The organism is Streptomyces sp. NPDC052101, assembly GCF_040680235.1.
Taxonomy (GTDB): domain Bacteria; phylum Actinomycetota; class Actinomycetes; order Streptomycetales; family Streptomycetaceae; genus Streptomyces.
In genome coordinates this window covers 88,224-114,497 of record NZ_JBFAWH010000025.1, presented here as the reverse complement: position 1 = coordinate 114,497, position 26,274 = coordinate 88,224, and the positions used below count along the sequence as shown (strand labels likewise).

The 26,274-nt window shown below is 73.1% G+C and carries 30 protein-coding genes and 2 pseudogenes; 19 read left to right on the top strand and 13 right to left on the bottom strand.

The window, feature by feature from the left end:
* Positions 1-32: 32 nt before the first annotated feature.
* A complete protein-coding gene (locus tag AB0L75_RS33260) occupies positions 33-173 on the bottom strand; it encodes a lasso RiPP family leader peptide-containing protein (protein ID WP_365188568.1) in 141 nt (46 codons plus the stop codon).
* Between the two features lie 177 nt (positions 174-350).
* Positions 351-1,094 carry a class I SAM-dependent methyltransferase gene (locus tag AB0L75_RS33255; protein ID WP_365188566.1) on the bottom strand — a complete coding sequence of 248 codons (744 nt, stop codon included), beginning with the start codon at positions 1,092-1,094 and terminating at the stop codon, positions 351-353.
* 242 nt (positions 1,095-1,336) lie between these two features.
* Here AB0L75_RS33255 and AB0L75_RS33250 point away from each other — a divergent pair, with 242 nt between their 5' ends.
* The 5 genes and pseudogenes from AB0L75_RS33250 to AB0L75_RS33230 all read left to right on the top strand — a co-directional run bounded on the left by AB0L75_RS33250 (position 1,337) and on the right by AB0L75_RS33230 (position 3,400).
* The gene (locus AB0L75_RS33250; protein WP_365188563.1) at positions 1,337-1,975 is read left to right on the top strand and encodes a helix-turn-helix domain-containing protein; all 639 of its coding nucleotides are present in this window, start codon (positions 1,337-1,339) and stop codon (positions 1,973-1,975) included.
* Positions 1,976-2,007: 32 nt separating this feature from the next.
* Positions 2,008-2,478 carry a DUF3291 domain-containing protein gene (locus AB0L75_RS33245; RefSeq protein WP_365188560.1) on the top strand — a complete coding sequence of 157 codons (471 nt, stop codon included), beginning with the start codon at positions 2,008-2,010 and terminating at the stop codon, positions 2,476-2,478.
* Between the two features lie 156 nt (positions 2,479-2,634).
* A pseudogene (locus tag AB0L75_RS33240) lies at positions 2,635-2,732 on the top strand.
* A 30-nt stretch (positions 2,733-2,762) separates the two neighbouring features.
* Positions 2,763-2,990: pseudogene (locus tag AB0L75_RS33235) on the top strand (MarR family transcriptional regulator); the annotation flags it as partial.
* A 62-nt stretch (positions 2,991-3,052) separates the two neighbouring features.
* Positions 3,053-3,400, top strand: a complete 348-nt coding sequence (locus tag AB0L75_RS33230) for a tetratricopeptide repeat protein (protein WP_365188584.1) — start codon at positions 3,053-3,055, stop codon at positions 3,398-3,400.
* Positions 3,401-3,528: 128 nt separating this feature from the next.
* Here the strand turns inward: AB0L75_RS33230 and AB0L75_RS33225 are convergent, their stop codons facing one another.
* Positions 3,529-3,951: a BlaI/MecI/CopY family transcriptional regulator gene (locus AB0L75_RS33225; RefSeq protein WP_365188557.1), complete on the bottom strand. Its 423-nt coding sequence runs from the start codon at positions 3,949-3,951 to the stop codon at positions 3,529-3,531.
* Between the two features lie 101 nt (positions 3,952-4,052).
* Here AB0L75_RS33225 and AB0L75_RS33220 point away from each other — a divergent pair, with 101 nt between their 5' ends.
* On the top strand, positions 4,053-4,697 hold the full coding sequence (locus AB0L75_RS33220) for a peptide deformylase (RefSeq protein WP_365188555.1): 645 nt from the start codon (positions 4,053-4,055) through the stop codon (positions 4,695-4,697).
* Positions 4,698-4,714: 17 nt separating this feature from the next.
* Here AB0L75_RS33220 and AB0L75_RS33215 read toward each other — a convergent pair whose 3' ends face one another.
* A complete protein-coding gene (locus tag AB0L75_RS33215) occupies positions 4,715-6,145 on the bottom strand; it encodes an NAD(P)/FAD-dependent oxidoreductase (protein WP_365188552.1) in 1,431 nt (476 codons plus the stop codon).
* 141 nt (positions 6,146-6,286) lie between these two features.
* Between AB0L75_RS33215 and trxA the strand changes: the two genes are divergently transcribed.
* The gene (gene trxA, locus AB0L75_RS33210) at positions 6,287-6,670 is read left to right on the top strand and encodes a thioredoxin (RefSeq protein WP_365188549.1); all 384 of its coding nucleotides are present in this window, start codon (positions 6,287-6,289) and stop codon (positions 6,668-6,670) included.
* Between the two features lie 45 nt (positions 6,671-6,715).
* On the opposite strand, the gene AB0L75_RS33205 is transcribed toward trxA, so the two are convergent.
* Together AB0L75_RS33205 and AB0L75_RS33200 are read right to left on the bottom strand one after the other, a co-directional pair.
* On the bottom strand, positions 6,716-7,729 hold the full coding sequence (locus AB0L75_RS33205; protein WP_365188546.1) for a LacI family DNA-binding transcriptional regulator: 1,014 nt from the start codon (positions 7,727-7,729) through the stop codon (positions 6,716-6,718).
* Positions 7,730-7,899: 170 nt separating this feature from the next.
* Positions 7,900-8,580, bottom strand: a complete 681-nt coding sequence (locus tag AB0L75_RS33200; protein WP_365188543.1) for a TetR family transcriptional regulator — start codon at positions 8,578-8,580, stop codon at positions 7,900-7,902.
* A 99-nt stretch (positions 8,581-8,679) separates the two neighbouring features.
* Between AB0L75_RS33200 and AB0L75_RS33195 the strand changes: the two genes are divergently transcribed.
* Entirely contained in the window at positions 8,680-9,243 is a 564-nt protein-coding gene (locus AB0L75_RS33195) for an NAD(P)H-dependent oxidoreductase (protein WP_365188541.1), read from the top strand.
* A gap of 96 nt (positions 9,244-9,339) precedes the next feature.
* Here AB0L75_RS33195 and AB0L75_RS33190 read toward each other — a convergent pair whose 3' ends face one another.
* Positions 9,340-10,317, bottom strand: coding sequence for a metalloregulator ArsR/SmtB family transcription factor (locus tag AB0L75_RS33190; protein ID WP_365188538.1), 978 nt, complete (start codon positions 10,315-10,317; stop codon positions 9,340-9,342).
* A gap of 56 nt (positions 10,318-10,373) precedes the next feature.
* Between AB0L75_RS33190 and AB0L75_RS33185 the strand changes: the two genes are divergently transcribed.
* Both AB0L75_RS33185 and AB0L75_RS33180 read left to right on the top strand, forming a co-directional pair.
* Positions 10,374-11,606: an MFS transporter gene (locus tag AB0L75_RS33185; protein ID WP_365188535.1), complete on the top strand. Its 1,233-nt coding sequence runs from the start codon at positions 10,374-10,376 to the stop codon at positions 11,604-11,606.
* Positions 11,607-11,737: 131 nt separating this feature from the next.
* Entirely contained in the window at positions 11,738-13,159 is a 1,422-nt protein-coding gene (locus AB0L75_RS33180; RefSeq protein WP_365188533.1) for an amidase, read from the top strand.
* Between the two features lie 66 nt (positions 13,160-13,225).
* On the opposite strand, the gene AB0L75_RS33175 is transcribed toward AB0L75_RS33180, so the two are convergent.
* The 3 genes from AB0L75_RS33175 to AB0L75_RS33165 form a co-directional block, all read right to left on the bottom strand.
* Positions 13,226-14,797: a hypothetical protein gene (locus AB0L75_RS33175; protein ID WP_365188531.1), complete on the bottom strand. Its 1,572-nt coding sequence runs from the start codon at positions 14,795-14,797 to the stop codon at positions 13,226-13,228.
* 104 nt (positions 14,798-14,901) lie between these two features.
* A complete protein-coding gene (locus tag AB0L75_RS33170; protein WP_365188528.1) occupies positions 14,902-15,330 on the bottom strand; it encodes a hypothetical protein in 429 nt (142 codons plus the stop codon).
* 49 nt (positions 15,331-15,379) lie between these two features.
* Positions 15,380-16,060, bottom strand: coding sequence for a helix-turn-helix domain-containing protein (locus AB0L75_RS33165; protein ID WP_365188526.1), 681 nt, complete (start codon positions 16,058-16,060; stop codon positions 15,380-15,382).
* Positions 16,061-16,204: 144 nt separating this feature from the next.
* Between AB0L75_RS33165 and AB0L75_RS33160 the strand changes: the two genes are divergently transcribed.
* Entirely contained in the window at positions 16,205-16,618 is a 414-nt protein-coding gene (locus AB0L75_RS33160; protein WP_365188524.1) for a hypothetical protein, read from the top strand.
* A 72-nt stretch (positions 16,619-16,690) separates the two neighbouring features.
* Positions 16,691-17,137, top strand: coding sequence for a type II toxin-antitoxin system PemK/MazF family toxin (locus tag AB0L75_RS33155; protein ID WP_365188521.1), 447 nt, complete (start codon positions 16,691-16,693; stop codon positions 17,135-17,137).
* 6 nt (positions 17,138-17,143) lie between these two features.
* On the opposite strand, the gene AB0L75_RS33150 is transcribed toward AB0L75_RS33155, so the two are convergent.
* On the bottom strand, positions 17,144-18,022 hold the full coding sequence (locus AB0L75_RS33150) for a TIGR02452 family protein (protein WP_365188580.1): 879 nt from the start codon (positions 18,020-18,022) through the stop codon (positions 17,144-17,146).
* Positions 18,023-18,300: 278 nt separating this feature from the next.
* Here AB0L75_RS33150 and egtA point away from each other — a divergent pair, with 278 nt between their 5' ends.
* The 4 genes from egtA to egtD are packed head-to-tail and all read left to right on the top strand — an operon-like array spanning position 18,301 to position 22,725.
* A complete protein-coding gene (gene egtA, locus AB0L75_RS33145) occupies positions 18,301-19,650 on the top strand; it encodes an ergothioneine biosynthesis glutamate--cysteine ligase EgtA (protein WP_365188518.1) in 1,350 nt (449 codons plus the stop codon).
* Positions 19,647-20,990 (top strand): ergothioneine biosynthesis protein EgtB, encoded by a 1,344-nt coding sequence (gene egtB / locus AB0L75_RS33140; protein WP_365188516.1) that lies wholly within the window; start codon positions 19,647-19,649, stop codon positions 20,988-20,990. The genes egtA and egtB overlap by 4 nt, the downstream gene beginning before the upstream one ends.
* A complete protein-coding gene (gene egtC, locus AB0L75_RS33135) occupies positions 20,990-21,769 on the top strand; it encodes an ergothioneine biosynthesis protein EgtC (protein WP_365188513.1) in 780 nt (259 codons plus the stop codon). The genes egtB and egtC overlap by 1 nt, the downstream gene beginning before the upstream one ends.
* Entirely contained in the window at positions 21,766-22,725 is a 960-nt protein-coding gene (egtD, locus tag AB0L75_RS33130; protein WP_365188510.1) for an L-histidine N(alpha)-methyltransferase, read from the top strand. The genes egtC and egtD overlap by 4 nt, the downstream gene beginning before the upstream one ends.
* A 1-nt stretch (position 22,726) precedes the next feature.
* On the opposite strand, the gene AB0L75_RS33125 is transcribed toward egtD, so the two are convergent.
* A complete protein-coding gene (locus AB0L75_RS33125; protein WP_365188508.1) occupies positions 22,727-23,980 on the bottom strand; it encodes an extracellular solute-binding protein in 1,254 nt (417 codons plus the stop codon).
* A 211-nt stretch (positions 23,981-24,191) separates the two neighbouring features.
* Here AB0L75_RS33125 and AB0L75_RS33120 point away from each other — a divergent pair, with 211 nt between their 5' ends.
* On the top strand, positions 24,192-24,407 hold the full coding sequence (locus AB0L75_RS33120) for a dodecin (protein ID WP_365188505.1): 216 nt from the start codon (positions 24,192-24,194) through the stop codon (positions 24,405-24,407).
* A 15-nt stretch (positions 24,408-24,422) separates the two neighbouring features.
* Here AB0L75_RS33120 and AB0L75_RS33115 read toward each other — a convergent pair whose 3' ends face one another.
* Positions 24,423-24,914 (bottom strand): hypothetical protein, encoded by a 492-nt coding sequence (locus AB0L75_RS33115; protein WP_365188504.1) that lies wholly within the window; start codon positions 24,912-24,914, stop codon positions 24,423-24,425.
* A 66-nt stretch (positions 24,915-24,980) separates the two neighbouring features.
* Here AB0L75_RS33115 and AB0L75_RS33110 point away from each other — a divergent pair, with 66 nt between their 5' ends.
* Positions 24,981-25,988, top strand: coding sequence for an LLM class flavin-dependent oxidoreductase (locus AB0L75_RS33110; protein ID WP_365188501.1), 1,008 nt, complete (start codon positions 24,981-24,983; stop codon positions 25,986-25,988).
* A 74-nt stretch (positions 25,989-26,062) separates the two neighbouring features.
* Positions 26,063-26,257, top strand: a complete 195-nt coding sequence (locus AB0L75_RS33105; RefSeq protein ID WP_365188500.1) for an antitoxin — start codon at positions 26,063-26,065, stop codon at positions 26,255-26,257.
* Positions 26,258-26,274: the final 17 nt, after the last annotated feature.

The following is a 26,274-nucleotide window of genomic DNA, read 5'->3' as shown; positions in this document are numbered from 1 at the left end:
GCTGCGGTCCGCACCGGCCCCCGGCGGGCTGCTCACTCGTAGTAGTGAGCGGGGCCTTCGACGAACATCAAGCCCCCGAGGCCCTGGGTCACCTCGGCGTACTCCCCCGCCTCGGCCAGCAGCGGCGGCTCATAGACGTCCTCGGACTCGATGCTCTTCAGCGTCTCGCTCACAGCATTCACCTCCGGTCACGTCGGAGATGGAATGTCCACCTCCAACAAGCCACATACCGCCCGAGGCTATGTCGGATCCTCCGCGACCAGAAGAATGGTCCACGCCATTTGTGGATCAGAGTGGATCAGGTGGCGTGCCGTCGCTGCCGGACTCCCGGCCTTCGTGGCGTCGGCCGGTCAGGCACGGCAGCGCAGCATCTCCAGCGGCGGGCTCGCGAGGAGGTCCGCCCAGAAGTCCTCGCCGAACTCACGGAGGCCGGCTTCGGACACCTGCAGCGGAACCCACTCCACGTCACTGAACCCGGCCGCCCGCAGACACTGCTCGTAGACCTCGCGGCGCGGAGCCGTGCTGACAATGCTGATCGGCTGCGGGTCGAGGAGCGCCGTGACCCGGACCCGCGGGCCCGTCTCGATCTCCTCGCCGGTCGGCTCGCAGCGGAACCCGTACGTGTCCAGGGACGCACAGTCGAACCGGTAGTCGGGCTTCTGGGCGAGCACGAAGAACTCTCCGTCCGGCACCAGGCTCCGGTGGATGTTGCGGCACATCCGCTCCATCTCCGCGATGTCCTCGGCGTAGTTGAGGCACTGGACTCCCACCGCGATGTCGAAGCGCCGGTCGAGTGGCCGCAGCTCGATCACGTCGCCGACCTCGTAGTGCACACCCAGCGGTTCGCGCTGCTCGCTCTCCCGCGCGGCCGCGATCATCTCGACGGAGATGTCGACACCGAGGACATCCGTGGCGCCGCGCCGCTTGAACTCCCTGCTGTAGAAGCCGGTTCCGCACGCCAGGTCGAGAACCGACTTGGCGCTCACGTCCCCGACCATGCCCAGGAAGCTCGGCACCTCCCCGTAACGCATCAGCGGCAGGGACTTGAACCCCTCGAACGCCTCGCCGATCTCGTCGTACTGCTGCACACTCACGCGACTCCCCCTTCTGCACTTCGTCCTGTACGTGGCCACGCCGACCTGCGGCAGCAGAGGCTCGCCGGGTCGGGGCCGCGGCAGAGAGTCTCCTCCGGCCCTCCGCGGCCGCCGTACTGGCACATGACACAAAGAAGGTGGCCGGACGAATCTCCGATCGCCCAACACGCCACCTTCCCGACCTTCCGTTCACCAGCACTCGGCGCTGTTTCGCCTACTTTCATTGGTCATAGAATCGGCGCGTGACTGCTGAGGATTCCGCCTTCGAGGTGCTGGGCGTGCTGGGTGATCCCGTGCGCCGTCGGCTGTATCGACACGTCGCCGCCACGCCGGGTGAGGTAGGGCGCGACGCGGCCGCGGAAGCGGTCGGGATCTCCCGATCGCTGGCCGCCTTCCACCTGGACAAGCTGGTCGAGGCAGGGCTGCTGGCCGTGTCCTTCCGCCGGCTGTCCGGACGCACCGGCCCCGGAGCGGGGCGGCCGGCGAAGGTGTACCGGCGTGCCGACGGCGAGCACGCCGTGTCCGTTCCGCCCCGGTCCTATGACGCGGCCGGCCGGCTGCTCGCCGAGGTGGTGGAGAACGCCGGACTGGACCGGGAGCTGCAGGCCGCGGCGAGGGCCGCGGGTGCGGCACATCCGGACGCGGCCGCCGGCGACCTGGTCGAGGTGCTGCGGACCCGCGGTTACCAGCCCTTCTGGGACGGGGAGACGCTGCGGCTGCGCAACTGCCCCTTCCACACGCTGGCCGAGGAGTTCCCCGCCTTGGTCTGCGGGATGAACCTCGCGCTGCTCGAGGGTCTGGCACCCGAGGAGTGGTCGCCGGCGATGGACCCGTGTCCCGGCGGGTGTTGCGTGGCCCTTTCTAAAGACAAGAGTCATTGACTATAGAAGGTGGGGCGGGCCATGCTGGGCCCATGACTGGCTTTCACCTTGCGCAGGTCAACATCGGCCGCACCGTCGCTCCGCTGGACGGCCCCGAGTTGGCCGGCTTTGTCGCCCAACTGCCCGAGATCAACGCGCTTGCCGAACGCAGCCCCGGGTTCGTGTGGCGCATGATCGACGATGAGGGCGAGGACGCAACCGGTTTCCGCCCCGACGAGAACGACGACCTGCTCCTGATCAACTGTTCGGTCTGGGAGTCGGTCGAAGCCCTGCGGAACTTCACCTACCACACCGATCATCTGCGCGTACTGAGCCGCCGCCGCGAGTGGTTCCAGCGCATGGCCGAGGTGCACCAGGCCCTGTGGTGGATCCCGGCCGGCCACCGCCCGAGCATCGCCGAGGCGATGGAGCGGGTCGCGATGGTACGCGAACAGGGCCCTGGACCACTCGCGTTCACCTTCCGCGCCCCCCATCCGGCACCGGCCGGGGCCGCACAGGTCTAGAAGGCGCTTACCAGTCGCCCCGGTCCGAGGCGTTCACGATGTCGCGCAGACCGGAAGCCATGGACCTTCACGGAACGGCCGTGTCAGGCCCGCGTCAGCGCGGCCTGCCAGTCTTGTTCATGTGAACGGCGCGGGTCACCCCGAAGCCGGGAGCGAGGAGAGGTGCCCGGAGCGGTTGATCGGGGACCAGCGAGCACGCCTCACGGTCGGGCCTCACGAGGCCCACGCAGGTTCGAATCCTGCCCTCTCCGCCAGTGCTTCTTCTTCCACGCGGTCTTCGCGCGCAACTGATCGCCGCCGGGCTGCTGGTCGCGGCGGAGGCGTCGCGTATGGAAATCACCGACGCCGGGCGGGAGTTGTACGCGAAGGCCTCCGCCGAGACGGCACCGGTGACGGCCCGGATCTACGCCGGCATCTCCGAGGAGGATCTGGCCGTGACCGGCCGGGTGCTGACCCTGATCACCGAGCGGGCCGACGCCGAGCTGGCCGCCCTGGAGGCTCGGCAGGGTTAGTGGAATATTGAACGAATGCGTTCCGTTGTGGCCACCGAAGGAGGTCACGAGTGGAGACGCGAGTGGAGACCACGTACTACGACCACGGCACACCGGCCGAGCGCTGGGAGCGTGCGCGGCAGTTCTTCGACGCCAAGGACTACGCGGGCGCGGCACGGGTGCTGACCGGGGTGGTCGAGCAGGTGCCGGAGCAGACCGGACCCCGGCTGCTGCTGGCGCGCGCCTACTACCACTCGGCCCAACTGCAGCGCGCGGAAGCCGAGTTGCGGGTCATCGTGGAGCGTGACCCGGTGGAGCACTACGCCCGGCTGATGCTGGGCCGTACGCTCCAGCGGCAGGCCCGGCGCGAGGAGGCGGAGCAGCATCTGCGGATCGCCTCGGCACTCGCGGGCGACTTCCCGCAGGAGTGAGCGGTACGGCACCTGGTGTTTCTTGCAGGACCGCAACGGTCGGACCCGGCGGTGCCGGCGCGGGCGGCCGTGACCAGCCGTCCGGGAGGGGGCACCAATGGCAGGAGGACGAAGACCCCCATGGGCGGTCACTCCTGCGTACGGCCGTGCGTCGTGTCCGTGCAGTCCGGGCGGCCGCTGTCCGGGGTGTCGAGGAGGGTGCGCAGCATCTGCTCGTCGCCGGGTGGCAGGGCGGTGACGAAGCTGGCCAGGACCGCCTCGCGGTCCCGTTCGCCGTCCAGCAGGCGGCGCATGCGCAGGGCGGCGAGGCGGGCCACGTCGGCGGTCGGCGTCCACAGGAAGGAGCGGCCGTGGCGTTCGCGGGAGACGACGTCCTTGGCGAGCAGCCGGGTCAGGATGGTGACGACCGTCGTGTGGGCGAGATCGCCGCCGAGGCGCTGGCGCACCCAGGCCGCGCTGACCGGCCCGTCCGCCTCGCGCAGCGCGCCGAGGACCTGGCCCTCCAGCTCGCCCTGCCCGCGCCGCCGGGCCCGGCCGCCTTCCCGCGCCATCTCCCCGTCTCCCTTCGGCGTCCGCCTGTCGGACCACGCTACTTCACCCTGCCGTCACCATGCTCCTGAGCTGCGGCGGCCCAGCATGGCATGCTGACGCGATGGCACCTCCCCGTGATCACGCACCGCTCGCCGAGCGGGTCGAGGAACTCCTCGCCGCCGGCGGTCCCCTTCCCATCGTCGCCGCCGGGCAGCCGGTGCTGCGGCGCGGCACCGAGCCGTACGACGGTCAGCTCGGGCCCGCCCTGCTCGCCCGCTTCGTCGAGGCCCTGCGCCTGACCATGCACGCCGCGCCCGGCGTGGGCCTGGCCGCACCGCAGGTGGGCGTGGACCTGCGGATCGCGGTCATCGAGGATCCGGCGCCGGTGCCGGAGGAGGTCGCGGTGGCCCGGGGCCGGGTCCCGCAGCCGTTCCGGGTGCTGGTCAACCCGGTGTACGAGCCGGTGGGAACCGCGCGTGCCGCGTTCTTCGAGGGCTGTCTGAGCGTGCCGGGCTGGCAGGCGGTGGTGGCCCGGCACGCCGAGGTGCGGCTGCGCGGCGAGGACGAGCAGGGCCGCACGCTGGACGAGGTGTTCACCGGGTGGCCCGCCCGGATCGTGCAGCACGAGACGGACCACCTGGACGGCATGCTCTACCTGGACCGCGCCGAGTTGCGCTCCCTGTCGACGAACGAGGCGGTCGCGGCGTTGTGGAACCGGCCGACCCCGCAGGCGGCGGCCGACGCCCTCGGCTTCGAACTGCCGTAACTTCCTTTTGGCAGAGGTCAGTTGCCGCGGTAGGCCTCCAGCAGCCGTAGCCACACCTCGCTCAGCGTCGGATAGGACGGGACCGCGTGCCACAGGCGGCTGACCGGGACCCGCCCGGCGACGGCGACGGTCGCGGAGTGGATGAGTTCGCCGACGCCGGGGCCCACGAAGGTGACGCCGCGCAGGATCTCGTCCTCCAGGTCGACGACCATGCGGGCGCGGCCCGCGTAGCCGTCGCCGTACAGGCCCGCGCCCGCGACCGAGGAGAACGCGACGTCCACGGCGCGGACGCGGTGGCCGGCCTGTTCGGCCTCGGCGAGGGAGAGGCCGACGGCCGCGGCCTCGGGGTCGGTGAACACGACCTGGGGTACGGCGTGGTGGTCGGCGGTGGCCACATGCGGGCCCCAGGTCGCGTCCCGTACCGGGTCGCCGGCCGCGCGGGCGGCGATGGCGGCGCCGGCGATACGGGCCTGGTACTTGCCCTGGTGGGTGAGGAGGGCGCGGTGGTTGACGTCGCCGACCGCGTACAGCCAGTCGGTGCCGGTGACGCGGAGGGTGTCGTCGACGTCCAGCCACGAGCCCGGTTCCAGGCCGACGGTGTCGAGGCCGATGTCGTCGGTGTGCGGGATGCGGCCGGTGGCGAAGAGGATCTCGTCGGCCTCGATCCGGTCGCCGGCGGAGGTGACGGCCACGACGGTGCCGTTCTCGCGGGTGACGGACTCCACGGAGGTGCCGGTGCGGACCTCGGCACCGGCCTCGGTGAGCGCCTCGGCGACGAGTTGCCCGGCGAACGGCTCCATGCGGTTCAGCAGGCCCTTGCCGCGCACCAGCAGGGTGACCCGGGAGCCCAGGGCCTGCCAGGCGGTGGCCATCTCGGTGGCGACGACACCGCCGCCGACCACGATCAGCCGGTCCGGGGCGGCCTTGGCGCTGGTGGCCTCGCGGCTGGTCCAGGGCCGCACGTCGGCGAGGCCGGGCAGGTCGGGCAGCTGGGCGCGGGTGCCGGTGGCGACGGCGACGGCGTGCCGGGCGGTGAGCGTGCTGACCGTGCCGTCGGGGGCGGTCACGGTGACCGTGCGGGGGCCGGCGAGCCGCCCGTGGCCCCGGTACAGGTCGGCGCCGATGCCGTCGACCCAGGCGACCTGGCCGTCGTCCTTCCAGTGGGAGGTGTACTCGTCCCGCCGGGCGAGGACGGCGGGGGTGTCGAGCGGGCTCTGGACCGACTGGGCGAGGCCGGGCAGGCGGCGGGCGTCCGCCTGGGCGATCACCGGCCGGAGCAGGGCCTTGCTCGGCATGCACGCCCAGTAGGAGCATTCGCCGCCGACCAGTTCGCTCTCCACGATCGCGGTGGCGAGGCCGGCCGCACGGGTGCGGTCGGCGACGTTCTCCCCCACGGGACCGGCCCCGAGCACCACGACGTCGTACGCGATGGATTCCGTTTCCGTCATGGGGTCAGTCTGGTGGGTGGTGTGCGCTCCGGCCACATGGGTACGTGCGCCGAACGACAGACGTGCACGTGTGGAATAGGCGGCCCGGCGGCCGTGTTTCCGCCGTCGGCACACCCCACACCAGGAAGAGGGACTCACGCCATGAGCAGCACCGTGGAGCTGACCAAGGACAACTTCGATCAGACGGTCAGCGAGAACGACTTCGTTCTCATCGACTTCTGGGCTGCCTGGTGCGGGCCGTGCCGGCAATTCGCGCCGGTGTACGAGAAGGCCGCCACGGACAACCCCGACCTGGTCTTCGGCAAGGTGGACACCGAGGCGCAGCCGGAGCTGGCCTCGGCCTTCGGCATCCAGTCGATCCCGACGCTGATGATCGTCCGCGACAAGGTCGCCGTCTACGCGCAGCCGGGCGCCCTGCCCGAGCCCGCGCTCGCGGACATCATCGGGCAGGCCCGCAACCTGGACATGGACGAGGTCCGCAAGAGCATCGCGGCCCAGCAGGCCCAGCAGGGCACCGCCCAGTAACACGCGCGGCGGGTCCGGCGCGCCGTCGCCGTGTGCGTACGGTCGTCAGCTGGACTCGCGTCGCACCACCGAGGCGCCCAGCACCCGGTGCACCTCCGGCTCGCCGCCCGGGTCGCGGACCGCCCGGTCGACCAGTTCGGCCAGGTCGCGGCCCGAGGGCAGGTCGATGTGGACGGTGCTGAGGCGGGGCCGCAGCAGCCGGCCGAGCATCAGGTCGTCGGCGCCGATCACGGCGACGTCCTCGGGGACGCTCAGCCCCTCGTCCTGCAGGGCGCGCATCAGCAGCATCGCGTACTCGTCGTTGTAGGCGAACACCGCGTCCAGCCCCGACTGCCGCCAGCGCGCGGCGAGTTGCGCGGCGGACTCCTCGGTGTACGCGAGCGGCAGCTCCGTCACGGCGGCGTCCGTGCCGTGCAGCGCGGCGCGCACTCCGGCGAGCCGGGGCCGGGAGTAGGCCTCCAGGCCGGGCTCCTCGGGCACCACGACACCGATCCGGCGCCGGCCGCGGGCGTGCAGATGGGCGCCCGCGCACTGGCCGACGGCGGCGTGGTCCATCAGCAGGGCGTGCGCGCCGTCGACGCGGTCGGGGCCGAGGGTGACGACGGCGCGGGCGCCGGAGCGCTTGAGGACGCCGACGCCCTGCGGCCCGAGGTCCGCGCCGGGCACGAGGACGGCGACCGGCCGCAACTCCGCCCAGGCGCGGGCGGCCTCGTCGCCCTGGAGGCCGACGGTGCCGTACTGCACGACGGTGTAGTCGAGCCGCCCGAGCGCCCACTGGAGTTCGTTGAGGAATCTGCTGTAGAGGGGGCCCACCGGGACCGCCGGGGCGGGCATCAGGACCATGCGGCTGTGTCCGGCGCGCAGGCTGCGGGCGGCGGCGTGCGGGACGTACCCCAGTTCCCGTGCGGCCTCGCGCACGCGCCGGCGCGTCGGTTCGCTGATCCGTACGGCACTGGTGTTGTTGAGGACGTAGGACACGGTCGCGCGCGAGACGCCGGCCAGGCGGGCCACATCGGCACTCGTGGGCGTGTTCGGTATCTGCACCATGACAGACCGCATCTTGGCAGAGGGGCGCGGACCGGGAAGAGGCGGGGCGACGTGGTTCACGCTTCCACGAAATCGGCCGCACCGACCTCACCGACGATGCCGCTCCACCCGGGCGGAGTGCCGCGCGCGCAGGCGGCGCGGGGCGTCGATCTGCTGCCGCGGCACGCCACCGCGACCGGCGCTCAGTGCGGCGGCTCGGTTCCGGTCACCCGCGCGACGAGGTCGATCCAGCCGGCCTCCAGCCGGTCCATGGGCATTCCGCACAGCCGGGTCTGGTGGTGGATCACCGCCGGGTCGAGGGAGGCGAGCAGGGTCTGCGACAGCAGTTCGCAGTCGGCGGCCGGCACGATCTGCCGCAGCAGCATGGACACATGCGTGCGCAGCGCGTTGACCGCCGGGTGGGAGAGCCTGCGGGTGGGTTCCGTCTGGGCGGCCAGCAGCAGGTCGAGCTGCTCGGCGTAGCGGTACAGCACCGCCACGCCGAACGCCCGCAGGCGGTTCAGGGGCGGCGCTCCGGGCCCGAGCGGCGGGGGCCCGCCCAGAAAGTCGGCCTGCAGCGTGCGGTCCGAGTGGTCGAGCAGGGCCATCAGCAGTCCGGTGCGGTCGCCGAAGCGGCGGAAGACCGTCCCCTTGCCCACCTTCGCGGCCGCCGCCACCGCCTCCATGGTGACCCCGGCCACCCCGTGTTCCGCGATCAGCCGGGCGGCGGCCTCCAGCAGCCGGGCCCGGTTGCGCGCCGCGTCGGCACGCAGGCACGGCTCCTCGGGAGCGGCGCCGACCTCGAGCAGCTGAGGAGGGTCGAAGGGCTCTTGAGGTGGCGGGAAGGGCGGCAGGACGGGGGACATGAAGCCAGCGTAAAGCATCGGGAACAAAACTGGACCGCGGTCCGCTTAAGGTGATACACATCTAAACGGACCCAGGTCCGGATCGTGACAGCGATATTTCAGCCTCTTGGAGTTCCCATGTCTGTTCGCATCCTCGCGCTCGTCGGCAGCCTCCGCGCCGGTTCGCACAACCGTCAGCTCGCCGAGGCGGCCGTCAAGCTCGCCCCCGAGGGCGCCGAGGTCGTGCTGTACGAGGGCCTGGCCGAGATCCCCTTCTACAACGAGGACGTCGACGTCGAGGGCAGCGTCCCGGCCGCCGCCGCCAAGCTGCGCGAAGCCGCGCAGGCCGCCGACGCGTTCCTGCTCTTCTCCCCCGAGTACAACGGCACCATCCCGGCCGTCCTGAAGAACGCCATCGACTGGCTGTCCCGCCCGTACGGCGCCGGCGCCTTCGGTGGCAAGCCCGTCGCCGTGATCGGCACCGCCTTCGGCCAGTACGGCGGCGTCTGGGCGCAGGACGACACCCGTAAGGCCGTGGGCATCGCCGGCGGCAAGGTGATCGAGGACATCAAGCTGTCCATCCCCGGTTCCGTGACCCGCTTCGCCGAGACCCACCCGGTCGACGACACCGAGGTCGCAGCCCAGCTGACCGAGGTCGTCGCCCGACTGCACGGCAACGTGGGCGAGGCCACGGCCGCCTGACCCGTACGACACGCACTGCCCCGGGGCCGGATCCGTCCGGCCCCTTGGCGCGTCCGCGGCCGGTCCGGCACCCCTGATCATGACTCGGCCGCGGAGTCAGCCCGACAGCAGGTGCTCGGCCAGCGGGCTGCGCCGGTACAGGACCCGTCGGCCGTCCCGGGTGCGGGTCACCAGGCCCGTGGCGTCCAGGATCCGCAGGTGCTGGGAGACGGCGCTCGGTGTCACGCCGAGGCGGCGGGCGAGTTCCACCGTGGGCAGGGGTTCCGCGAGGAGCCGCAGCAGGGTGGTCCGGGGTGCGCCGAGCAGGGCGGTGAGCGCGGAGGCGTCGGGTGCGGGTTCCGGTTCCCACAGGGTCGCCGTGCCCCGGCCCGGATAGGCGAGCATCGGCGGCGCCTCGGCACTGATCGGTGGCGCCGGTTTGTGCGCGAACACCGAGGGGAGAAGCCGCAGGCCCCGCCCGGCGCCGTCCACCGCGTGCCGGCCGATCATCTTCTCGACCGTCAGCACCCCGCCGCGCCAACCGAGGTTCGGGTGCAGACCGGAGAAGAGCGCGCGGGCGCCGCCGGTGGCCAGCTGTCCCGCGCGGTGTGTGATGTCGGCCTCCAGGACGAGCCGGATCCTGGGCCAGTGCGGCAGCAGCGCCGTCCGCCAGTAGCGGCGCAGCAACGAGCAGAGGACGTCGAGGAGTTCGAGGACCGGACCGTCACCGGGTTCGCCGGCCTGCCGCAGCGCGCCGGGCAGCGGGCGCGGGGCGTGCGCGGCGCGCAGGTCGCGCCGTACGACCTCCGGGGGCGCGGCCCGTACGACGGTCAGCTCCTCGTCGAGCGTCGGGGCGTAACCGGCGGGCCGGGGCGTCAGGAAGTCGGGCAGGGCGAGGGTGGGGCCGACCAGGGCCGACAGCAGCGGCAGGTCGGCGGGGTCGAGGGCGGCGAGCACGGTGTGGCGCCAGCCTCGGTGCAGGGGGTGCAGGGCCGGGGCGCGCAGGACGCGCAGGCTCTCCATCAGCTGGCCGAGCGGGGAGATGGCGAACCGGGTGTCGGCGAGGTCGTCGACCCCGAGCCGGAAGCTGATCATTTAGCCCCCGCCTACATCCTTCGCCAACTGTCCCCGCGTGGCGTGGACTTCGGCGCATGACAGATCACCACACCCGGCAGCGTACCGCCCGTGCGCCCGGATCCTCCCGGCTCGTCGCGCTGCTGGCGCTGGTCTGCGGGGTCGCGGTCGGCAATGTGTACTTCCCGCAGGCCGTCGCCCCGCTCATGGCGGCCGGCCTCGGCGTCTCCCCCGGCGCGGCGGCCGGGGTGGTGACCGCGACCCAGTTCGGCTATGCGGCGGGCGTCTTCCTGCTCGTCCCACTGGGCGACCGGCTGCCGCCCCGCCCGCTGCTGGTCACCCTGCTCACCGTGACCGGCGCCGGCCTGTGCGCCGCGGCCGCCGCGCCCGCGCTGCCGCCGCTGCTCGCGGCGAGCCTGCTGGTCGGCGTGGCCACGGTGGTCGCCCCGCTGGCCGGCCCGCTGGCCGCCGGGCTGGTTCCGGCGGAGCGGCGAGGTGTGGTCGGGGGCACGCTGCTGAGCGGCTCCCTCGCCGGCATGCTGCTGTCCCGCACGGCCGGCGGCGCCCTCGCCGACCGCCTGGGCTGGCGGGCCCCGTACGTCCTGGCGGCCCTGCTGACCTTCGTGGCCGCGCTGCTCCTGGCCCGCGCGCTCCCGTCCGTCGCCCCGCCGTCGCGGCAGCGTTACGCCCGTCTGCTGGCCGAGCCCGTCCGTCTCCTGTGCACCGAACCGGCCCTGCGCCGCTCCTCCTTCTACCAGGCCACGGTGTTCGCCGGATTCTCCGCCGCGTGGACCGGGGTGGCACTGCTGCTGACGGGCCCGGTGTACGGGTTCGGCGCGGCCGCGGTCGGTCTGCTCGCGCTGGTCAACGCGGTGACCATGAGCGTCACGCCGGTCGCGGGCCGGCTGGTGGACCGGCGGGGCCCGGACCCGGTGAACCTGGTCTGCTTCCTGCTGGTCCTCACGTCCGCGGCGGTCCTCGCCCTCGGCGGCCTCGGCGGCACCCCCGGACTGCTGTGCCTGGTGACGGGCACCCTGCTGCTGGACGTCGGCATGCAGTCCGGCATGGTCGCCAACCAGGTCCGCGTCTACGCCCTCGCCGCGGACGTCCGCAGCCGCCTCAACACCGCCTACATGACCTGCGCGTACCTGGGCGGCAGCCTCGGCTCCTGGCTCGCCGCGCGCGCGTACGCATGGTGCGGCTGGTCCGGTGTGTGCGCTCTGGTCGCGCTGCTGACCGGCCTGGGGCTGGTACGGCACCTGGGAGGACGGGCCGCCCACCCCCGCGTCCCCCGGCCGTCCGCCTCCTGAAGACCGCCGGTACCTCGCCCGCGGACCGTCTCGGACATTCGGACATCCTGGCGAAACCCCTACGCCCGTCCCCGCCCTGACGTTACCGTTCGGTAGACATCGTCCCCGGAACCTCCCGGAGGTACTCGCTCATGCCGACCGACCGTGCCGCCGGCCTCGTGGAGACGCGGAACGCGCTCGCCGACGGGGAGGTGACCTCCCGTGCGCTGGTGGAGCGGGCGCTGGCCCGGATCCAGGACACACAGGGGACGCTCAACGCCTTCCGGATCGTGCGGGCCGAGGCCGCGCTCGCCGAAGCGGACGCCGCCGACCGGGAGTTGGCCTCCGGTGCGCGGCGCCCGCTGCTCGGGGTGCCGGTGGCGGTGAAGGACGACATGGACGTGGCCGGGGAGCCGACCGCGTTCGGCTGCCGGGGCGCGTTCCCGCCGGCCCCCGAGGACGGGGAGGCCGTACGGCGGCTGCGCGCGGCCGGTGCCGTGATCGTCGGCAAGACGAACACCTGCGAGCTGGGGCAGTGGCCGTTCACCGAGGGACCGGCCTTCGGGGACACCCGCAATCCGTGGCACACCGGGCACACGCCCGGGGGTTCGTCCGGGGGCTCGGCCGCCGCCGTCGCCGCCGGGCTCGTCCCCGCCGCGCTCGGCTCCGACGGCGCCGGCTCGGTGCGCATCCCGGCGTCGTGGACCGGCCTGGTCGGCATCAAACCGCAGCGCGGCCGTATCTCGACCTGGCCGCACGGCGAGTCCTTCCAGGGCATCACGGTCAACGGGACCCTCGCCCGGACGGTCGCCGACGCGGCCCTGCTGCTGGACGCGGCGAGCGGCAACCACGACCGGGACCCGCACCGGCCGGCCGCGCTGACGGTGACGGACGCGGTCGGCCGCGACCCCGGCCGGCTGCGCATCGCCCTGTCGCTCAGGCCTCCGTTCACCGCCGTACCGGCCCGGCTGCATCCGGAGATCCGCGCCCGCGTCGTCCAACTCGCCGACATACTGGCCGCGTTGGGGCACGATGTCGAGGAGGCCGATCCGCCGTACGGGCAGATCGGGCTGACCTTCGTGCCCCGCGCCACCGCCGGTATCGCCGAGTGGGTCCGCGAGGCCCCCGATCCGGCGCTGCTCGATCCGCGCACCCGGGACGCGGCCCGGCTCGGCCGGCTGCTGGGCGGGGCCCCGCTGCGGGCGGCCCGGCGCGCGGAGGCGGTGCTGCACCGGCGCATCGGCCGGTTCTTCGGACGGTACGACATGGTCCTCGCGCCCACGACGGCCACTCCGCCGCCCCGGATCGGCGCCCTGTACCGGCTGCGCGGGCTGGCCACGGACCGCGCGATGATCGCCGCCTGCCCGTACGCCTGGCCGTGGAACGTGCTGGGCTGGCCCGGGGTGAACGTGCCCGCCGGGTTCGTCGGTGACGGACTGCCGGTGGGCGCGCAGCTGCTCGGCCCCGCCCACAGCGAACCTCTGCTGGTGTCCGTCGCCGCCCAGCTGGAGGCGGAGCTGCGCTGGCACGACCGGTGGCCCCCGCTGCCCGCCCCGACGCCGAGGGCCGCCTGACGGCTCCCTTCGCCGCGTCCCCTCGCAGAGCGAACCCCGGCCGTTCGTCCATGGCCGGTCAGGCGTTCACCACGGTCCCCTGCCCTGGGTCGCGAGCAGCCGGTCCCTCGTGGCCGGGGCCAGTGCGGGGTTCGCGGCGGCCGGATGGGCGAGTTCCGCGTCGGCGAGCAGTTCCGCCAGCCGGGCCTGCGGGAGGTTCGGATGCCGGGCGAACGCGGACCGCACCTGCGGGTCGGGGTCCCTGGTGAGGCGTTCGACGGTGGCGGGCGGGGTCTGCGGGTCCCTTGCGGCCAGGGCCCGGACCTGCGGGTCGGCATGGCCGGCGTGGGCGGCCAGCCCGGCCCGCGGGAAGTTCGGCCGGGTGGTCAGGCGGGCCCGCTCGGGGCCGGTGTACTCCAGGAAGCTGCGCAGCAGCAGTGCCGCCGGGGCGTCCGGGTGGTTCTGGGCCAGCAGCACACGGACACCGAGGTCGTCGTCCTCGGCCAGGCGTGCCACCAGGTCCGCCGGCAGCGTGTGTTCCCCGGCGGCCTGCCTGCGCAGCAGCGGGTGCCCGGAGAGGGCGTCCCGGCGTACGGCCCCTGGGTCACGAGGAGTCCCGCCCGCGCCGTGGGCGCCGAACCGGCAGTCCATGGGGACCGCGTAGTCGATACGTACCCGTTCCTCCTCGCTGAAGGCGGGGTGGACGGACACGGCCAGCCGCACCCGCGGGTCGGGATCCGTGGCGAGCGTACGGCGTTCGTCCGCATCGAGTCCCGGGTGACGGGCGACGGTCCGGCGGACGTCCGGGTGCGGGTCGGCGACGAGCGCGCGACGTTCGGCGGGCCGGAGGTCGGCGCGGCCCGCGATCCGCTCCCGCACCTTCGGATCCGGGTCGGCGGCGAGGAGGACGACCGCATCGGGCGGGAGCGTGGGGTTGCGGGCGATCATCCGCCTGTCGTCCTCGTGGGCCGGTGCGACGAGGACACGCTGCACGAGGGCCCGGCTGAGCGCCGAGTGCAACAGCAGATGGGTGCGGGAGTGGCAGGGACGCTCCGGCAGCTCGCTCTCCACCCACGCCGGATCGTCGTAGCACGCACACGACCGCGCCGCGTCACGGACCCGCTCGTCCGGGTCCGCCAGCAGCGCGGCCCGCTCGTCGCCGGACAACCCACTCCACCGGAAGACTCCGTGGCGCCGCACCTCGGGGTCCGGGTGGGCGGGCAGGGAGCGCGTCAGCTCCGGGGACATCTGCCGGTAGAGCGACCAGAGGTGTTCCGCCTCGTACGTGGTGAGCATGCGGACCACGGTGGCGTCGGGCAGCGGCCTGGGCCGGTCCGGCTCGGTCACGCGCGGCCCCTCGGCGAGGTGGCCGCGGACGAACCACTCCGGATCGTCCACCAGCCGCGCCCGCTGGGCCGGATCGACATGGGGGTTGACGGCGAAGAAGCCCCGGGTGCGCGGGTCGGGGTGCTCGATCACGGCGCCCACGACGGCATCGGGCAGGTCGCGGTCCCGGCACAGCACCATCCGTGCGGCGAGCGGCCCCTCGGCGAGCAGGCGGAGAAGGACCTCGGGTGCGGCGGACGGATTGAGGGCGAGGCCGGCGAGCCGGCGCGCGGGCAGGTCGGCTTCCTCCCAGATCTGACCGGGCGTGCGCATGCCTTCTGTCTCCCCCCGTGCTGCCGAACCGCCCGTGCGGGCCACGGTCGACGACCCTACGTGATCGGCCGGGCGGGACCTTCCGCGCGTCGCGGTGGGTGCCGTCACCTCGCGAGCAGGCCGGCTCCCAGGGCGATCAGGGCGGCGACCTTGAGGATCTCCAGCCCCACATACCAGAAGTGACTGCGGGAGCGGGGCAGTTCCTCCCCTGCCAGGATCCGGTCGGACCGGCGGTTGAGACAGGGCCGTACCACGGCCAGCTGCGCGAGGAGCAGCACCACGACGACGGCGGTCAGCGCCGTGATCACGGCCGTGGCGCCGCCCACGGCGATCGCGGCGATGACCACGACGGCCAGCACCGCCTCCACGGCGTTCAGCGCACGGAAGACCAGCCGGCCTATGCCCAGGCCGACGGGAATGGTGACGCCGGGTGCGCGGAACTTCAGCGGGGCCTCCAGAAAGGAGATCGCCAGCACCATGCCGAGCCAGACGAAGGTGACGGCGCTCGCGGTGGCGGCGGAGGGGGCGTTCATCCGTGTACGGCCTTTCCCCGCCGGGGCCGGCGGGTGGAGTTCGGCGGTGTCATGCTGACTTCGCGGTAGCGGTCGCGGTCAAGTGGGCGACGCAGGCGTCGGGTTCGGCGAACGGCTCCAGGGCCGTGGCCGTCAGCGGGGCGTTCAGCCGGGCCAACGCGCCCTGCATCAGGCCGAGATGGAGCGGACACACCAACTGCCCGTGTTCCTCGGCGAGTTCGAGAAAGGGACAGTGCCGCAGCCGGATCCGCCGGGGCGGGCCGCCGGCCTCGTCCGCTCCCTCCGCGCGTGGCGCGAAGCCCAACTCGCCGAGCAGGGCGAGGAGTGCGGCCACCGAGCGGTCGGCCGTCGGCTCTTCGAACGGAGGCGGGGGCTCCACCAGGAAGGCGCCCCACGCGCGGCCCGTCTCCTGCGCCTCCCCGCGCGCCTTCGCCGGGTCGGCGGACGCCCACCGGCTGAGCAGGATGCGGGCGAGGAGCCGGTAGTCCCGGGCGCCGCCCCGGTCCATGCCGGGATCCGCGGTGTAGACGGTGCGGGGCCGGCCGGGTCCGGACGGCGCCTCGGTCCGCCGCTCGACCAGACCCTCGGCCACCAGGGTGTCCAGGTGGAACCGCACCGTGTTGGGATGAACGCCCATCCGCTCGGCCGTCTCCGCGACACCGAGCGGCGAGGGTGCGGCGCGCAGCACGTCCAGCACCTCTCGGCGGCGCGGACTCTCCTGCGCGGTCATATCCGGATCCCCTCTCCCACCCTGCGACCCCTCCCACCTGCGGCTATTTTTCACGAATCCTACATGGATCAATTGTAGGATGGGCAGCGGGCCAGCAGGGGGTGTCTGGTGGCCGGTGAGCGCGAGAGCCGAGGGGAACACCAGATGACGTCGCCGTCCGCGACCGGAACCGGGCCGGCCGACCGCACCGCGGCGGACGCGCGCGTGCTGTGCGACGCCCGCGCGCTGGGCGAGGCCCCGCCGGTGCCCGGCGGCGTGCTGTGGAAGCTGACCGAGAGCGGACGGCAACTGGACGCCAACGTGGTCCGGATCGCACCGGGCGACCGGATCACCGCCCACACCGAGACCCAACTGGATGTGATGCTCCTGGTCGTGGCCGGGGACGGCATGCTCGGCAAGGGCCCCGGCGACACGCCCCAGCGGCTCACCGAGGGCGCTGTGGCCTGGCTTCCGCACGGCGCACCGCGCAGCATCACCGCCGGTGCGGCGGGACTGACATATGTGACCGTGCATCGGCGCCGCCCGGGCATGTGGATCGGCGCGCGCCCCGACGCCTGAGCACCGGCGGCCGCGCCGGACCAACGCTCGGACGCCGGGCGCCTCTTGCCCCTGGGGCACTAGGGTGCCTGCGTGACCACGTTTACCGATGAGAACATCCCCGGCCGGTACGGCCCCCACTCGACCACCGAGGCCGACCCGCACGAGGTCGGACGGGTGCGCACCGAGTACTCCCCGGCCCATGACGGCGACCCCGACCCTGGCGAGATCGTGTGGACCTGGGTGCCGTTCGAGGAGAACGACGGCCGGGGCAAGGACCGCCCGGTGCTGGTCGTCGCCCGGGAGGCGGCCGGCACCTTCCTCGCCGTACAGCTGTCCAGCAAGCGGCATGACGGCGACCGGGAGTGGGTCGCGATCGGCAGCGGGCCGTGGGACCGGTCGGGCCGGGACTCCTGGGTGGACGTGGACCGTGTGCTGCGGCTGCACGAGGAGGGCATGCGGCGCGAGGCGTGCGCGCTGGACCGGATGCGGTTCAACCTGGTCCGGCAGCGGCTGCACGAGCGCTACGGCTGGACCTGACACACATCACGGCGCGGCCGTGGGCATGCCCTGAGGAAACGCCTGTACGAAGGCCTCCCGGACCGTCGCTCCCGGCGTCCGGTCCAGCACCCCGAACACCACGTGCCGGAAGGTGCGGGCGAACCGGCCGCCGGGGCCGAGCAGGGCCCGGAACGCGCCCGCGACCTGCGCAGGGTCGTTCTGGAACACTCCGCAGCCCCAGGCGCCCAGCACCAGCCGGCGGTAGCCGTGGGCGGCGGCCGTCTCCAGCACCCGCTCGGCCCGTACGGCGAGGGCGCCCGGCAGCTCGGCGGCGCGTTGCGGTTCGGTGCGCCGTACGACGCCCGCGTTGGGGGCGGCCGCGGTCAGGAAGCCCGCGCGGTACGGCTCGGCCAGCAGCCGGCCCCGGTCGTCGCGGAAGACGGGGACGGCCGGTGAGTGGATCACCCGGTCCGTGTAGAACGGGTCGCGGTGGGCGCGGTGATGGTCGTAGAAGGGGCGGGCCGCCAGCAGGCAGGTGTACAGCGCGGAGGCGCGGCAGAGCGCTTCCTCCTGGGCCTGCGCGCCGTTGAGATAGCCGCCGCCGGGATTGCGGGCCGAGGCGAAGTTCAGCACCGCCACCGGAGCGTCGGCCAGCCGGCGTGCGGCCTCCAGACTGCTCTCGCCGGTGACCTCGAAGACCGGTGCGTCCGCCGGCCGGGAAGCCGGTTCCGAAACGGAATCCGGCTCCGCAACCGACATCGCTTCCGTGACAGAAACCGGTTCCGGGCCGAACATCCGCGTGCCGCCCCGGGCGGCCTCGATCTGCGCCGCGAGGAGCACCTCCCGCCCGTCCGCCGTGCGATACCGGCCCGCGGCCACGATCTGCTCCGTCTCCGCGGCGATACCGCGCAGGCGCGCGCTCACGGCGCCACCCCCGTGGGCGTCGTGTCCGCGGCCGGCGCGGAATCCCCCGTCGTGCTCATGCATGCATCCTGGGTGATGCTGGTAATGCGGTGCAACGGAGTTTTCCCACCCCGGAACGGACCGGAAAACGCATACGGAAACGGAGGTGACCGAACCGGGTCGTCCAAAGGGGCACCCTTGTGCGAATCGGCTCGAGGGTCTTGGGTGGAACGCGCACCGGCCCGGACCCATGACCGAATCGGGCCGGTGGCATGGTGGAATCTCAGGAGGATCCCTGCATGTCCGATTCACAGAGTGACGGCGGCGACTGTACCGACCACCGCACCGCCGTCACCGAAGCCGAGGTGGAGGCCCTGGTCCGGGGCATCTGCTTCAAGACCGGGCCGCCCCGCGCGCTCGGTGTCGAACTGGAATGGCTCGTTCATGAGCTGCGCACGCCGCAGCTCCCCGTGACACCCGAACGACTCGAAGCCGCCTACGCGGCTCTGCGGGCCGTGCCCCTGCGCTCGCCGCTCACCGTGGAACCCGGCGGCCAGCTGGAGTTGAGTTCGCCGCCCGCCGCCTCCCTGATGGAGTGCATCGGCACCGTCTCCGCCGATCTGGACACCGTCCGCGCCGTCCTCGCCGCGGAGGGTCTCGGTCTGGTCGGCATCGGCAACGACCCCTGGCACACCCCGCGCAGGTTCCTGCACGAGCCGCGCTACGACGCGATGGAGGCCTGCCTGGACCGCACCGGTCCCGCGGGCCGCCACATGATGTGCACCTCCGCCTCCGTGCAGGTCTGCCTGGACGCCGGGCACGAAGAGCCCGGCCCCCTCGGGCACGCGCGCCGCTGGTGGCTGGGCCATCAGCTGGGGGCGGTCCTGGTGGCCGCGTTCGCCAACTCGCCGCTGCTCGGCCACGAGCCCACGGGCTGGCAGTCCACCCGGCAGCTGCTGTGGACGGAGATAGGCGCTGGCCACGCGGGCGCTCCCCCGCTGGACGGCGACCCACGCGCCGCCTGGGCCCGGCATGTGCTGGACGCGCCGGTGATGTGCGTACGGCGGGACAGCGGGCCCTGGGACGTGCCGGAGGGGCTCACCTTCCGGGAGTGGACCCGCTCCCGGTCGCCCCGGCCGCCCACCCGGGCGGACCTGGAGTATCACCTGACCACCCTGTTCCCGCCGATCAGGCCGCGCGGACACCTGGAGTTGCGCATGATCGACGCGCAGCCCGGCGACGACGGCTGGATCGTGCCGCTCGCGGTGACGGCGGCGCTGTTCGACGATCCGGAGGCCGCCGAGACGGCGTACCGGAGCGTGAAGCCGCTTGCGGAGCGGGCGTTGAACCTGCCCGCCCCGCACAATCCGCTGTGGACCGACGCGGCCCGGCGCGGGCTCGCCGACCCGGAGCTGCGCGAGGTCGCCGACGTGTGCTTCGCGGCAGCGCTTCGGGCCCTGCCCCGGCTCGGTGCCACCGCCGAGGTGACCGAGGCCGTGGCCGCGTACCGGGACCGCTATGTCGCCCGGGGCCGCAGCCCGGCCGACGACCTGCTGGACCGTCTGGAGGGCGGCGCACCGGCGCCGTCCCGTCCCGGCCGTACCGGGGGCACACCCATCACCCACGGGAGGAAGGACATCCGCACATGACCGCCCCCAAGACCGGCACCGCGACGGCATCGGCGGACACCGAGGCGCTGCGCGAGCGCGCCCTGGCCTCGCTGACCACCGCCCGTGCCCGCACCACGCTGCTGACCAGCTGCGTCGAGGACCCCGACCTCACGGCCCAGCACTCGCCGTTGATGTCCCCGCTGGTGTGGGATCTCGCGCACATCGGCAACCAGGAGGAGCAGTGGCTGCTGCGGGCGGTCGGCGGCCGGGACGCCATGCGGCCCGAGATCGACAGCCTGTACGACGCCTTCGAGCATCCACGGGCCGAGCGGCCCTCGCTGCCGCTTCTGCCGCCCGTCGAGGCCCGCCGCTACGCGGCCGAGGTGCGCGGCCGGGTCATGGACCTGCTGCAGGGCGCGGACTTCCACGGCACCCGGCTGACCGAGGCCGGATTCGCCTTCGGGATGATCGCCCAGCACGAACAGCAGCACGACGAGACCATGCTGATCACCCATCAGCTCAGAAAGGGCCCCCAGGCCCTGACCGCCCCCGACCCGGAACCGGCCCCGCTGTTCACCGGACCGGCCGAAGTCCTGGTACCCGGCGGCCCGTTCACGATGGGCACCTCGACCGAGCCATGGGCACTGGACAACGAACGCCCGGCGCACGTCCGCGAGGTGGCGCCGTTCTGGATCGACACCACTCCGGTGACGAACGCGGCGTACCAGGCGTTCATCGAGGACGGCGGTTACGACACCGAGCGCTGGTGGACGCCGGAGGGCTGGACGCACATCAAGCGGCACTCGATCACGGCGCCGCTGTTCTGGCGCCGCGACGGCGGGCACTGGCTGCGGCGCCGCTTCGGGGCCGCGGAGGCGGTTCCGCCTCACGAGCCGGTGCTGCACGTGTGCTGGTACGAGGCCGACGCCTACGCCCGCTGGGCCGGGCGCCGGCTGCCCACCGAGGCGGAGTGGGAGAAGGCCGCCCGGCACGACCCGGCCACCGGCCGCTCGACGCGCTATCCGTGGGGCGATACGGACCCGGCACCGGACCATGCCAACCTGGGCCAGCGGCATCTCAGGCCCGCCCCCGCCGGCAGCTATCCGGCCGGTGAATCCCCGCTCGGCGTACGGCAGTTGATCGGTGACGTATGGGAGTGGACGGCGAGCGACTTCCTGCCGTACCCGGGCTTTGAGGCCTTCCCGTACAAGGAGTACTCGGAGGTGTTCTTCGGCTCCGACCACAAGGTGCTGCGCGGCGGTTCGTTCGCCGTGGACCCGGTGGCCTGCCGGGGCACGTTCCGCAACTGGGACTACCCGGTCCGGCGGCAGATCTTCTCCGGGTTCCGCACCGCCCGCTCGGCGTCGGAGGCTGTCTGATGTGCCGTCATCTGGCCTATGTGGGGCCCGAGGAGCCGCTCGGCCGCCTGCTCGTTGCGCCCCCGCACAGTCTGCTGCGCCAGTCGTGGGCGCCCCGGCGACAGCGGTACGGGACCGTCAACGCCGATGGTTTCGGGGTCGGCTGGTACGCGCCCGACGACCCCGTTCCGGCGCGCTACCGCCGGGCCGGGCCGATCTGGGCCGACCTGTCCTTCGCCGACCTGGCCCGGGTGGTGCGCTCCGGCGCCCTGCTCGCCGCCGTACGGGACGCGACGCTCGCGGGTGCCGACGCCGAGGCCGCCGCGGCGCCCTTCGCGTCGGGCCGGTGGCTGTTCAGCCACAACGGCGCCGTAGCGGGCTGGCCCGACTCGGCGGCCCCGCTGGTGTCCGGGCTGCCCCCGGTCGACCTGCTGTCGCTTCAGGCCCGTACCGACTCGGCGTTCGTCTGGGCGCTGGTCCTGCACCGGCTGCGTTGTGGCGACGAGCCGGACGAAGCACTCGGCGAGACCGTTCGCCGACTGGCCGAGGCGGCCCCGGCCTCCCGGCTCAACCTGCTGCTGACGGACGGCGCGACGATCGCGGCCACCGCCTGGGGCGACAGCCTCTGGTACCGCACGGAGCCCGGCCGGAGCACGGTCGTCGCCTCCGAGCCGTACGACGACGACCCGCTCTGGCAGGAGGTCCCCGACCGCACCGTGCTCACCGCGAGCCGCGCCGGCGTGCTGCTCGCACCGCTGGAGGATCCGGCGGCCGCACCATCGAAGGAGCCCTGTACGTGAGCCCCTTGTCTGTCACCCGTACCCTCCCCGAGGACACCACGGACGCCGCGCTGCGCGCCGACGTCCTGCACGGCCTCACCGTCCATCCCAAGTGGCTGCCGCCCAAGTGGTTCTACGACGCGCGCGGCAGCGAGCTGTTCGAGCAGATCACCGAGCTGCCCGAGTACTACCCCACACGCGCCGAACGGGAGATCCTGGCCACCCGGTCCGGCGAGATCGCCGCGGCGAGCGGAGCCCGTACCCTGATCGAACTCGGCTCGGGCTCCTCGGAGAAGACCCGCTATCTCCTCGACGCGCTCGCGCCCTCGGTGTATGTCCCGGTCGACGTCAGTGAGAGCGCCCTCACCCAGGCCGGGCAGGCGCTCGTCGAGGATCGCCCGGACCTCGAAGTCCACGCGCTGATCGCCGACTTCACCGCACCGCTCAGCCTGCCCGCCACCCCCGGTCCCCGGCTCGTCGCCTTCCTCGGCGGCACGATCGGGAACCTGCTGCCCGCCGAGCGTGCGAAGTTCCTGGCCTCGGTACGGTCCCTGCTCGCGCCGGGTGACGGGCTGCTGCTCGGCACGGACCTGGTCAAGGACGAGCGGGTGCTGGTGCGGGCGTACGACGACGCGGCCGGGGTGACGGCCGCGTTCAACAAGAACGTGCTGGCCGTCGTCGACCGCGAACTGGGGGCCGACTTCGATCCGGACGCCTTCGACCATGTGGCCCTGTGGGACCCCGAGCGCGAGTGGATCGAGATGCGGTTGCGCTCCCGTACCGCCCAGACCGTGAAGGTGCCCGCGCTCGACCTCGCCGTGGACTTCGCGGCGGGCGAGGAGCTGCGCACCGAGGTGTCGGCCAAGTTCCGCAAGGACGGGGTGACCGCCGAACTGGCCGCCTGCGACCTGGAGTTGACCCACTGGTGGACGGACGCACAGGGCCGTTTCGCGCTGTCGCTGAGCGTGGTGCGCTGAGTCAGACGTCCGGTGTCAGCTGCCGGGTGATCCTGGCGGAGGCCCGCCGGGCCTCCGCCAGGGCGTCGGCTCCGTTCAGCACCCGGGTCATGTACGCCTTGACCGGGTTGTCGGCCTCGACGTCGGCCCACTGAGGGGTGCTGGGGGTCGCCCGGCCGTGTGCCGCTCCCGCGGCCATGGCGGCGACCCCCTCCTCGCCCGCGACCGCGCCTGCCAGGGTGGTCTTGTTGGGCACGTAGTTCATGGTGCGGGCGAGTTCGGTGTCCCACTTGGCGCCGGTGAGCGCGCCGACGACGGCGGTCGCGGCGAACTGGTCCTTGGTGTTGCCCGCGATGACGAGGTCGGAGCCGCCGGTGAACACGGTGCCGGGCCGCGCGGCGGTCTTCCCGGGCACCGGGAAGAAGCCCAGCTTGCCCTTGAGGCCCGGGTTCTGCCGCACGATCGACTGGGCGAGCCCCGGTACGGCGACGATCTGTGCGACCTTGCCCTGGGCGAACACCCCGGCCTGGGGCGGGTGTTCCTCGTCGGCGCCCACCGGGCCCCGGCCGAGGGCCTGCAGCCGCCGGTAGAAGTCCATGCCGCGCAGCGCGGCCGGGGTGTCGAGGGTGCCCTCCCATCTGAAGTCCTGCTGCCGGGCGAGGTCGCCGCCCTCGTCCCAGATGAAGCCCGAGAGGGTGTACCAGTCCTGTCCGGCGAGGTAGATGCCCTGGTTGCCGGCGGAGTTGAGCTTCTCGGTGGCGGCGAGCCACTCCTCGCGGGTCCGCGGCGGGCGGGTGATACCGGCCGCCTCGAAGAGGTCCTTGCGGTAGATGACGACGCGGTTGGCCGCGTACCAGGGGATGCCGTACTGCGCGTTGCCGTCCTTGCCGGGCTCGGCGAGGCCGGGCAGCCAGGCGTCCTTGCCCCAGTCGCGCATCGACTCCAGCGTGAGGTCGGCGAGCCGGCCGCCGTCCGCGTACAGCGGCACCTGGGTGTTGCCGACCTCGATGACGTCGGGCCCGTCGCCGGAGTCGTCCTTCAGCGCCGTGCGGACCTTGCCGACGATGCCGGTCCAGTCCTGGATGCGGATGTCGAGCCGCAGGTCCTTGTGGGTGCGCTCGAAGTCCTCGGTGAAACGGTGGAGGAACTCCCCCGAAGCGCTGTCCTTCATCAGCCACACGGTGACGGTCTTGCGCGCGTGGTCGCCCGGGAGCATCCCGCAGGCGCTCACGAGGGAACCGGTGACACACACGAGGGCGAGCAGACGACGTCTCACGAAGGGTCCTGTTCTGTCTGGCAAGGGTGCGGACAGGCGTGGGGGCCCGACGTGGGGGGACGAGCGGGAGCGCTCGTACGGGTGTGCTGGATTTTGGTATGGACCAATGCGGAGGGTCAAGGGCTGCTCGCGCGGTATCTCGGGGACACCGTGCGGGCCGGGCGGGGATGGGGCACGGTGGAGGGTGGCCTGACACGAGAGGAGAACCCTCATGTCGAATCACACCTACCGGGTCACCGAGATCGTCGGCACCTCGCACGAGGGCGTCGACCAGGCCATCCGCAACGGCATCGCGCGCGCCGGCCAGACGCTGCGCAACCTGGACTGGTTCGAGGTGACCCAGGTCCGCGGCCAGATCGAGAACGGTCGGATCGAGCACTACCAGGTGGGACTGAAGGTGGGCTTCCGCATCGAGGACGGGGAGTGAGCCGCCGCCCTGGTGTCAGGTGCGGCCCTCCCGCTCCTGAGCCTCCTGCAAGGCCTCGGACTTCGCGGCCCAGCGGGCCCGTATGACGGTGAACCCGGCGCGCTCGGCGTCGTCGCAGACCAGTTCGTCGTCGTCCACGAGGAAGCGGATCTCGCGGTCCCGGGCGAGCCGGCGCAGGATCTCCAGCTTGGTGAACCGGGCCGGCCTGCGATCGGCGTTGCCCCGCATGTGCACACGCCCCTGCGGCAGTCCGTGGGCCGCGAGCCAGTCCAGCGTGGAGCGCCGGCACCGCTCGGGTCGGCCGGTGAGATAGACGACGTCGCACACGCGAGCAGTCTCCAGGGCCAGCGCGACCCCCTCCGCGAGGGGCGGGTCCGCGGGCGCGGCCGCGAAGAACGCGGCCCAGTCCCTCGGCCGCACCTCCAGGAAGTGCTGCCGGTGGGCCGTGTCGGCCAGGGTGTTGTCCAGGTCGAACACGGCGAGTGCGCGCCTGCTGCTGTCGGTCACCCGGCCACCCTAGCCAGGCCCTGGCGGGCCCGGGAATCCCGGGCCCGCCAGGGCGTTGAACCGTGCATGAGCAGCACAGTGATCGCCCGGACCCGGTTCTCCGTCCTCGACCGCTCCCGCACCCGTGAGGGGCGTGCGCCCGCCGAGGCGCTGCGGGACACCGTCGCGCTGGCGCGGGAGGCGGAGGCGCTCGGCTATCACCGGTTCTGGGTGTCCGAGCACCACGGCGTGCCCGGCGTCGCCGGTTCCGCGCCGACCGTGCTCGCCGCCGCCATCGCCTCGGCCACCCGCACGATCCGGGTCGGCACCGGCGGGGTCATGCTGCCCAATCACCAGCCCCTGGTCGTCGCCGAGCAGTTCGGCGTCCTGGAGTCCCTGTTCCCGGGCCGGATCGACATGGGACTCGGGCGTTCCGTCGGCTTCACCAACGGGGTGCGCAGAGCCCTCGGCCGGGACAAGGAGGACGCCGGTGACTTCGCGGCCCAGCTCGGCGAGTTGCTCGGCTGGTTCGCGGGGACCTCGCCGGGCGGGGTGCGGGCGCGGCCCGCGGAAGGGCTGCGGGTGCCGCCGTTCGTGCTGGCCATGGGCGAGGGCGCGCGGATCGCGGCCCGCGCGGGGCTGCCGATGGTGATCGGCGATCTGCGGGGCCGCGAGAAGATGCTGCGCGGCATCGACCAGTACCGCTCCCTGTTCCGCCCCTCCCTCTGGGCGTCCGAGCCGTACATCGTGATCTCCGGGACGGTCGCGGTCGCCGGCACCGAGCAGGAGGCGCGGCGGCTGCTGGTGCCGGAGGCCTGGTCGATGGCGTACTCGCGCACGCACGGCACCTTCCCGCCGCTCGCCCCGGCCGGGCAGATCGAGGCCCGCGTGATGACCGCGAAGGAGCGGGGCCTGTACGAGTCGGGTCTCGCCGGTCAGCTCGCCGGCACCGAGGAGCAGGTCGCCCACGAGCTCGGGACGGTGCTGAAGGAGACGGACGCCGACGAGGTTCTGGTCACGACCAGCAGCTACGACCGTACGGCCGTGCTCGACTCCTACCGCAGGCTCGCCACGCTCTTCGCGCCGGGCCGCTGACGGCTCCGAGATGCGAACCAGGCCGGGGCCGGTGACCCTGGGAGGGGAAGCGTCAAGCGACGAGGAGGGCTGCCATGTCCCTCATGGACAAGCTCAAGAGCATGCTCAAGGGTCACGAAGAGATGGCCGACAAGGGCATCGACAAGGGCGGCGACTACATCGACCAGCGCACCGGCGACAAGTACCAGTCCCAGGTCGACGCCGCGCAGGACAAGCTGAAGAACGAGTTCGGCACCCGGCAGGACCGGGACAACCCTCCGCAGTCGTAGCGCACGGGGCGGATAGA

Bases quoted from the DNA above. Each gene is read 5' to 3' on its own strand.
- egtC (WP_365188513.1), top strand. From the start codon at position 20,990: ATGTGCCGTCATCTGGCCTATGTGGGGCCCGAGGAGCCGCTCGGCCGC.
- AB0L75_RS33165 (WP_365188526.1), bottom strand. From the start codon at position 16,060: ATGACCGCGCAGGAGAGTCCGCGCCGCCGAGAGGTGCTGGACGTGCTG.
- AB0L75_RS33120 (WP_365188505.1), top strand. From the start codon at position 24,192: ATGTCGAATCACACCTACCGGGTCACCGAGATCGTCGGCACCTCGCAC.
- AB0L75_RS33195 (WP_365188541.1), top strand. From the start codon at position 8,680: ATGTCTGTTCGCATCCTCGCGCTCGTCGGCAGCCTCCGCGCCGGTTCG.
- egtA (WP_365188518.1), top strand. From the start codon at position 18,301: ATGTCCGATTCACAGAGTGACGGCGGCGACTGTACCGACCACCGCACC.
- AB0L75_RS33170 (WP_365188528.1), bottom strand. From the start codon at position 15,330: ATGAACGCCCCCTCCGCCGCCACCGCGAGCGCCGTCACCTTCGTCTGG.
- egtB (WP_365188516.1), top strand. From the start codon at position 19,647: ATGACCGCCCCCAAGACCGGCACCGCGACGGCATCGGCGGACACCGAG.
- AB0L75_RS33225 (WP_365188557.1), bottom strand. From the start codon at position 3,951: ATGGCGCGGGAAGGCGGCCGGGCCCGGCGGCGCGGGCAGGGCGAGCTG.
- AB0L75_RS33160 (WP_365188524.1), top strand. From the start codon at position 16,205: ATGACGTCGCCGTCCGCGACCGGAACCGGGCCGGCCGACCGCACCGCG.
- trxA (WP_365188549.1), top strand. From the start codon at position 6,287: ATGAGCAGCACCGTGGAGCTGACCAAGGACAACTTCGATCAGACGGTC.
- AB0L75_RS33205 (WP_365188546.1), bottom strand. From the start codon at position 7,729: ATGCGGTCTGTCATGGTGCAGATACCGAACACGCCCACGAGTGCCGAT.
- AB0L75_RS33245 (WP_365188560.1), top strand. From the start codon at position 2,008: ATGACTGGCTTTCACCTTGCGCAGGTCAACATCGGCCGCACCGTCGCT.
- AB0L75_RS33175 (WP_365188531.1), bottom strand. From the start codon at position 14,797: ATGCGCACGCCCGGTCAGATCTGGGAGGAAGCCGACCTGCCCGCGCGC.
- AB0L75_RS33200 (WP_365188543.1), bottom strand. From the start codon at position 8,580: ATGCTTTACGCTGGCTTCATGTCCCCCGTCCTGCCGCCCTTCCCGCCA.
- AB0L75_RS33185 (WP_365188535.1), top strand. From the start codon at position 10,374: ATGACAGATCACCACACCCGGCAGCGTACCGCCCGTGCGCCCGGATCC.
- AB0L75_RS33105 (WP_365188500.1), top strand. From the start codon at position 26,063: ATGTCCCTCATGGACAAGCTCAAGAGCATGCTCAAGGGTCACGAAGAG.
- AB0L75_RS33190 (WP_365188538.1), bottom strand. From the start codon at position 10,317: ATGATCAGCTTCCGGCTCGGGGTCGACGACCTCGCCGACACCCGGTTC.
- AB0L75_RS33180 (WP_365188533.1), top strand. From the start codon at position 11,738: ATGCCGACCGACCGTGCCGCCGGCCTCGTGGAGACGCGGAACGCGCTC.
- AB0L75_RS33220 (WP_365188555.1), top strand. From the start codon at position 4,053: ATGGCACCTCCCCGTGATCACGCACCGCTCGCCGAGCGGGTCGAGGAA.
- AB0L75_RS33215 (WP_365188552.1), bottom strand. From the start codon at position 6,145: ATGACGGAAACGGAATCCATCGCGTACGACGTCGTGGTGCTCGGGGCC.
- AB0L75_RS33110 (WP_365188501.1), top strand. From the start codon at position 24,981: ATGAGCAGCACAGTGATCGCCCGGACCCGGTTCTCCGTCCTCGACCGC.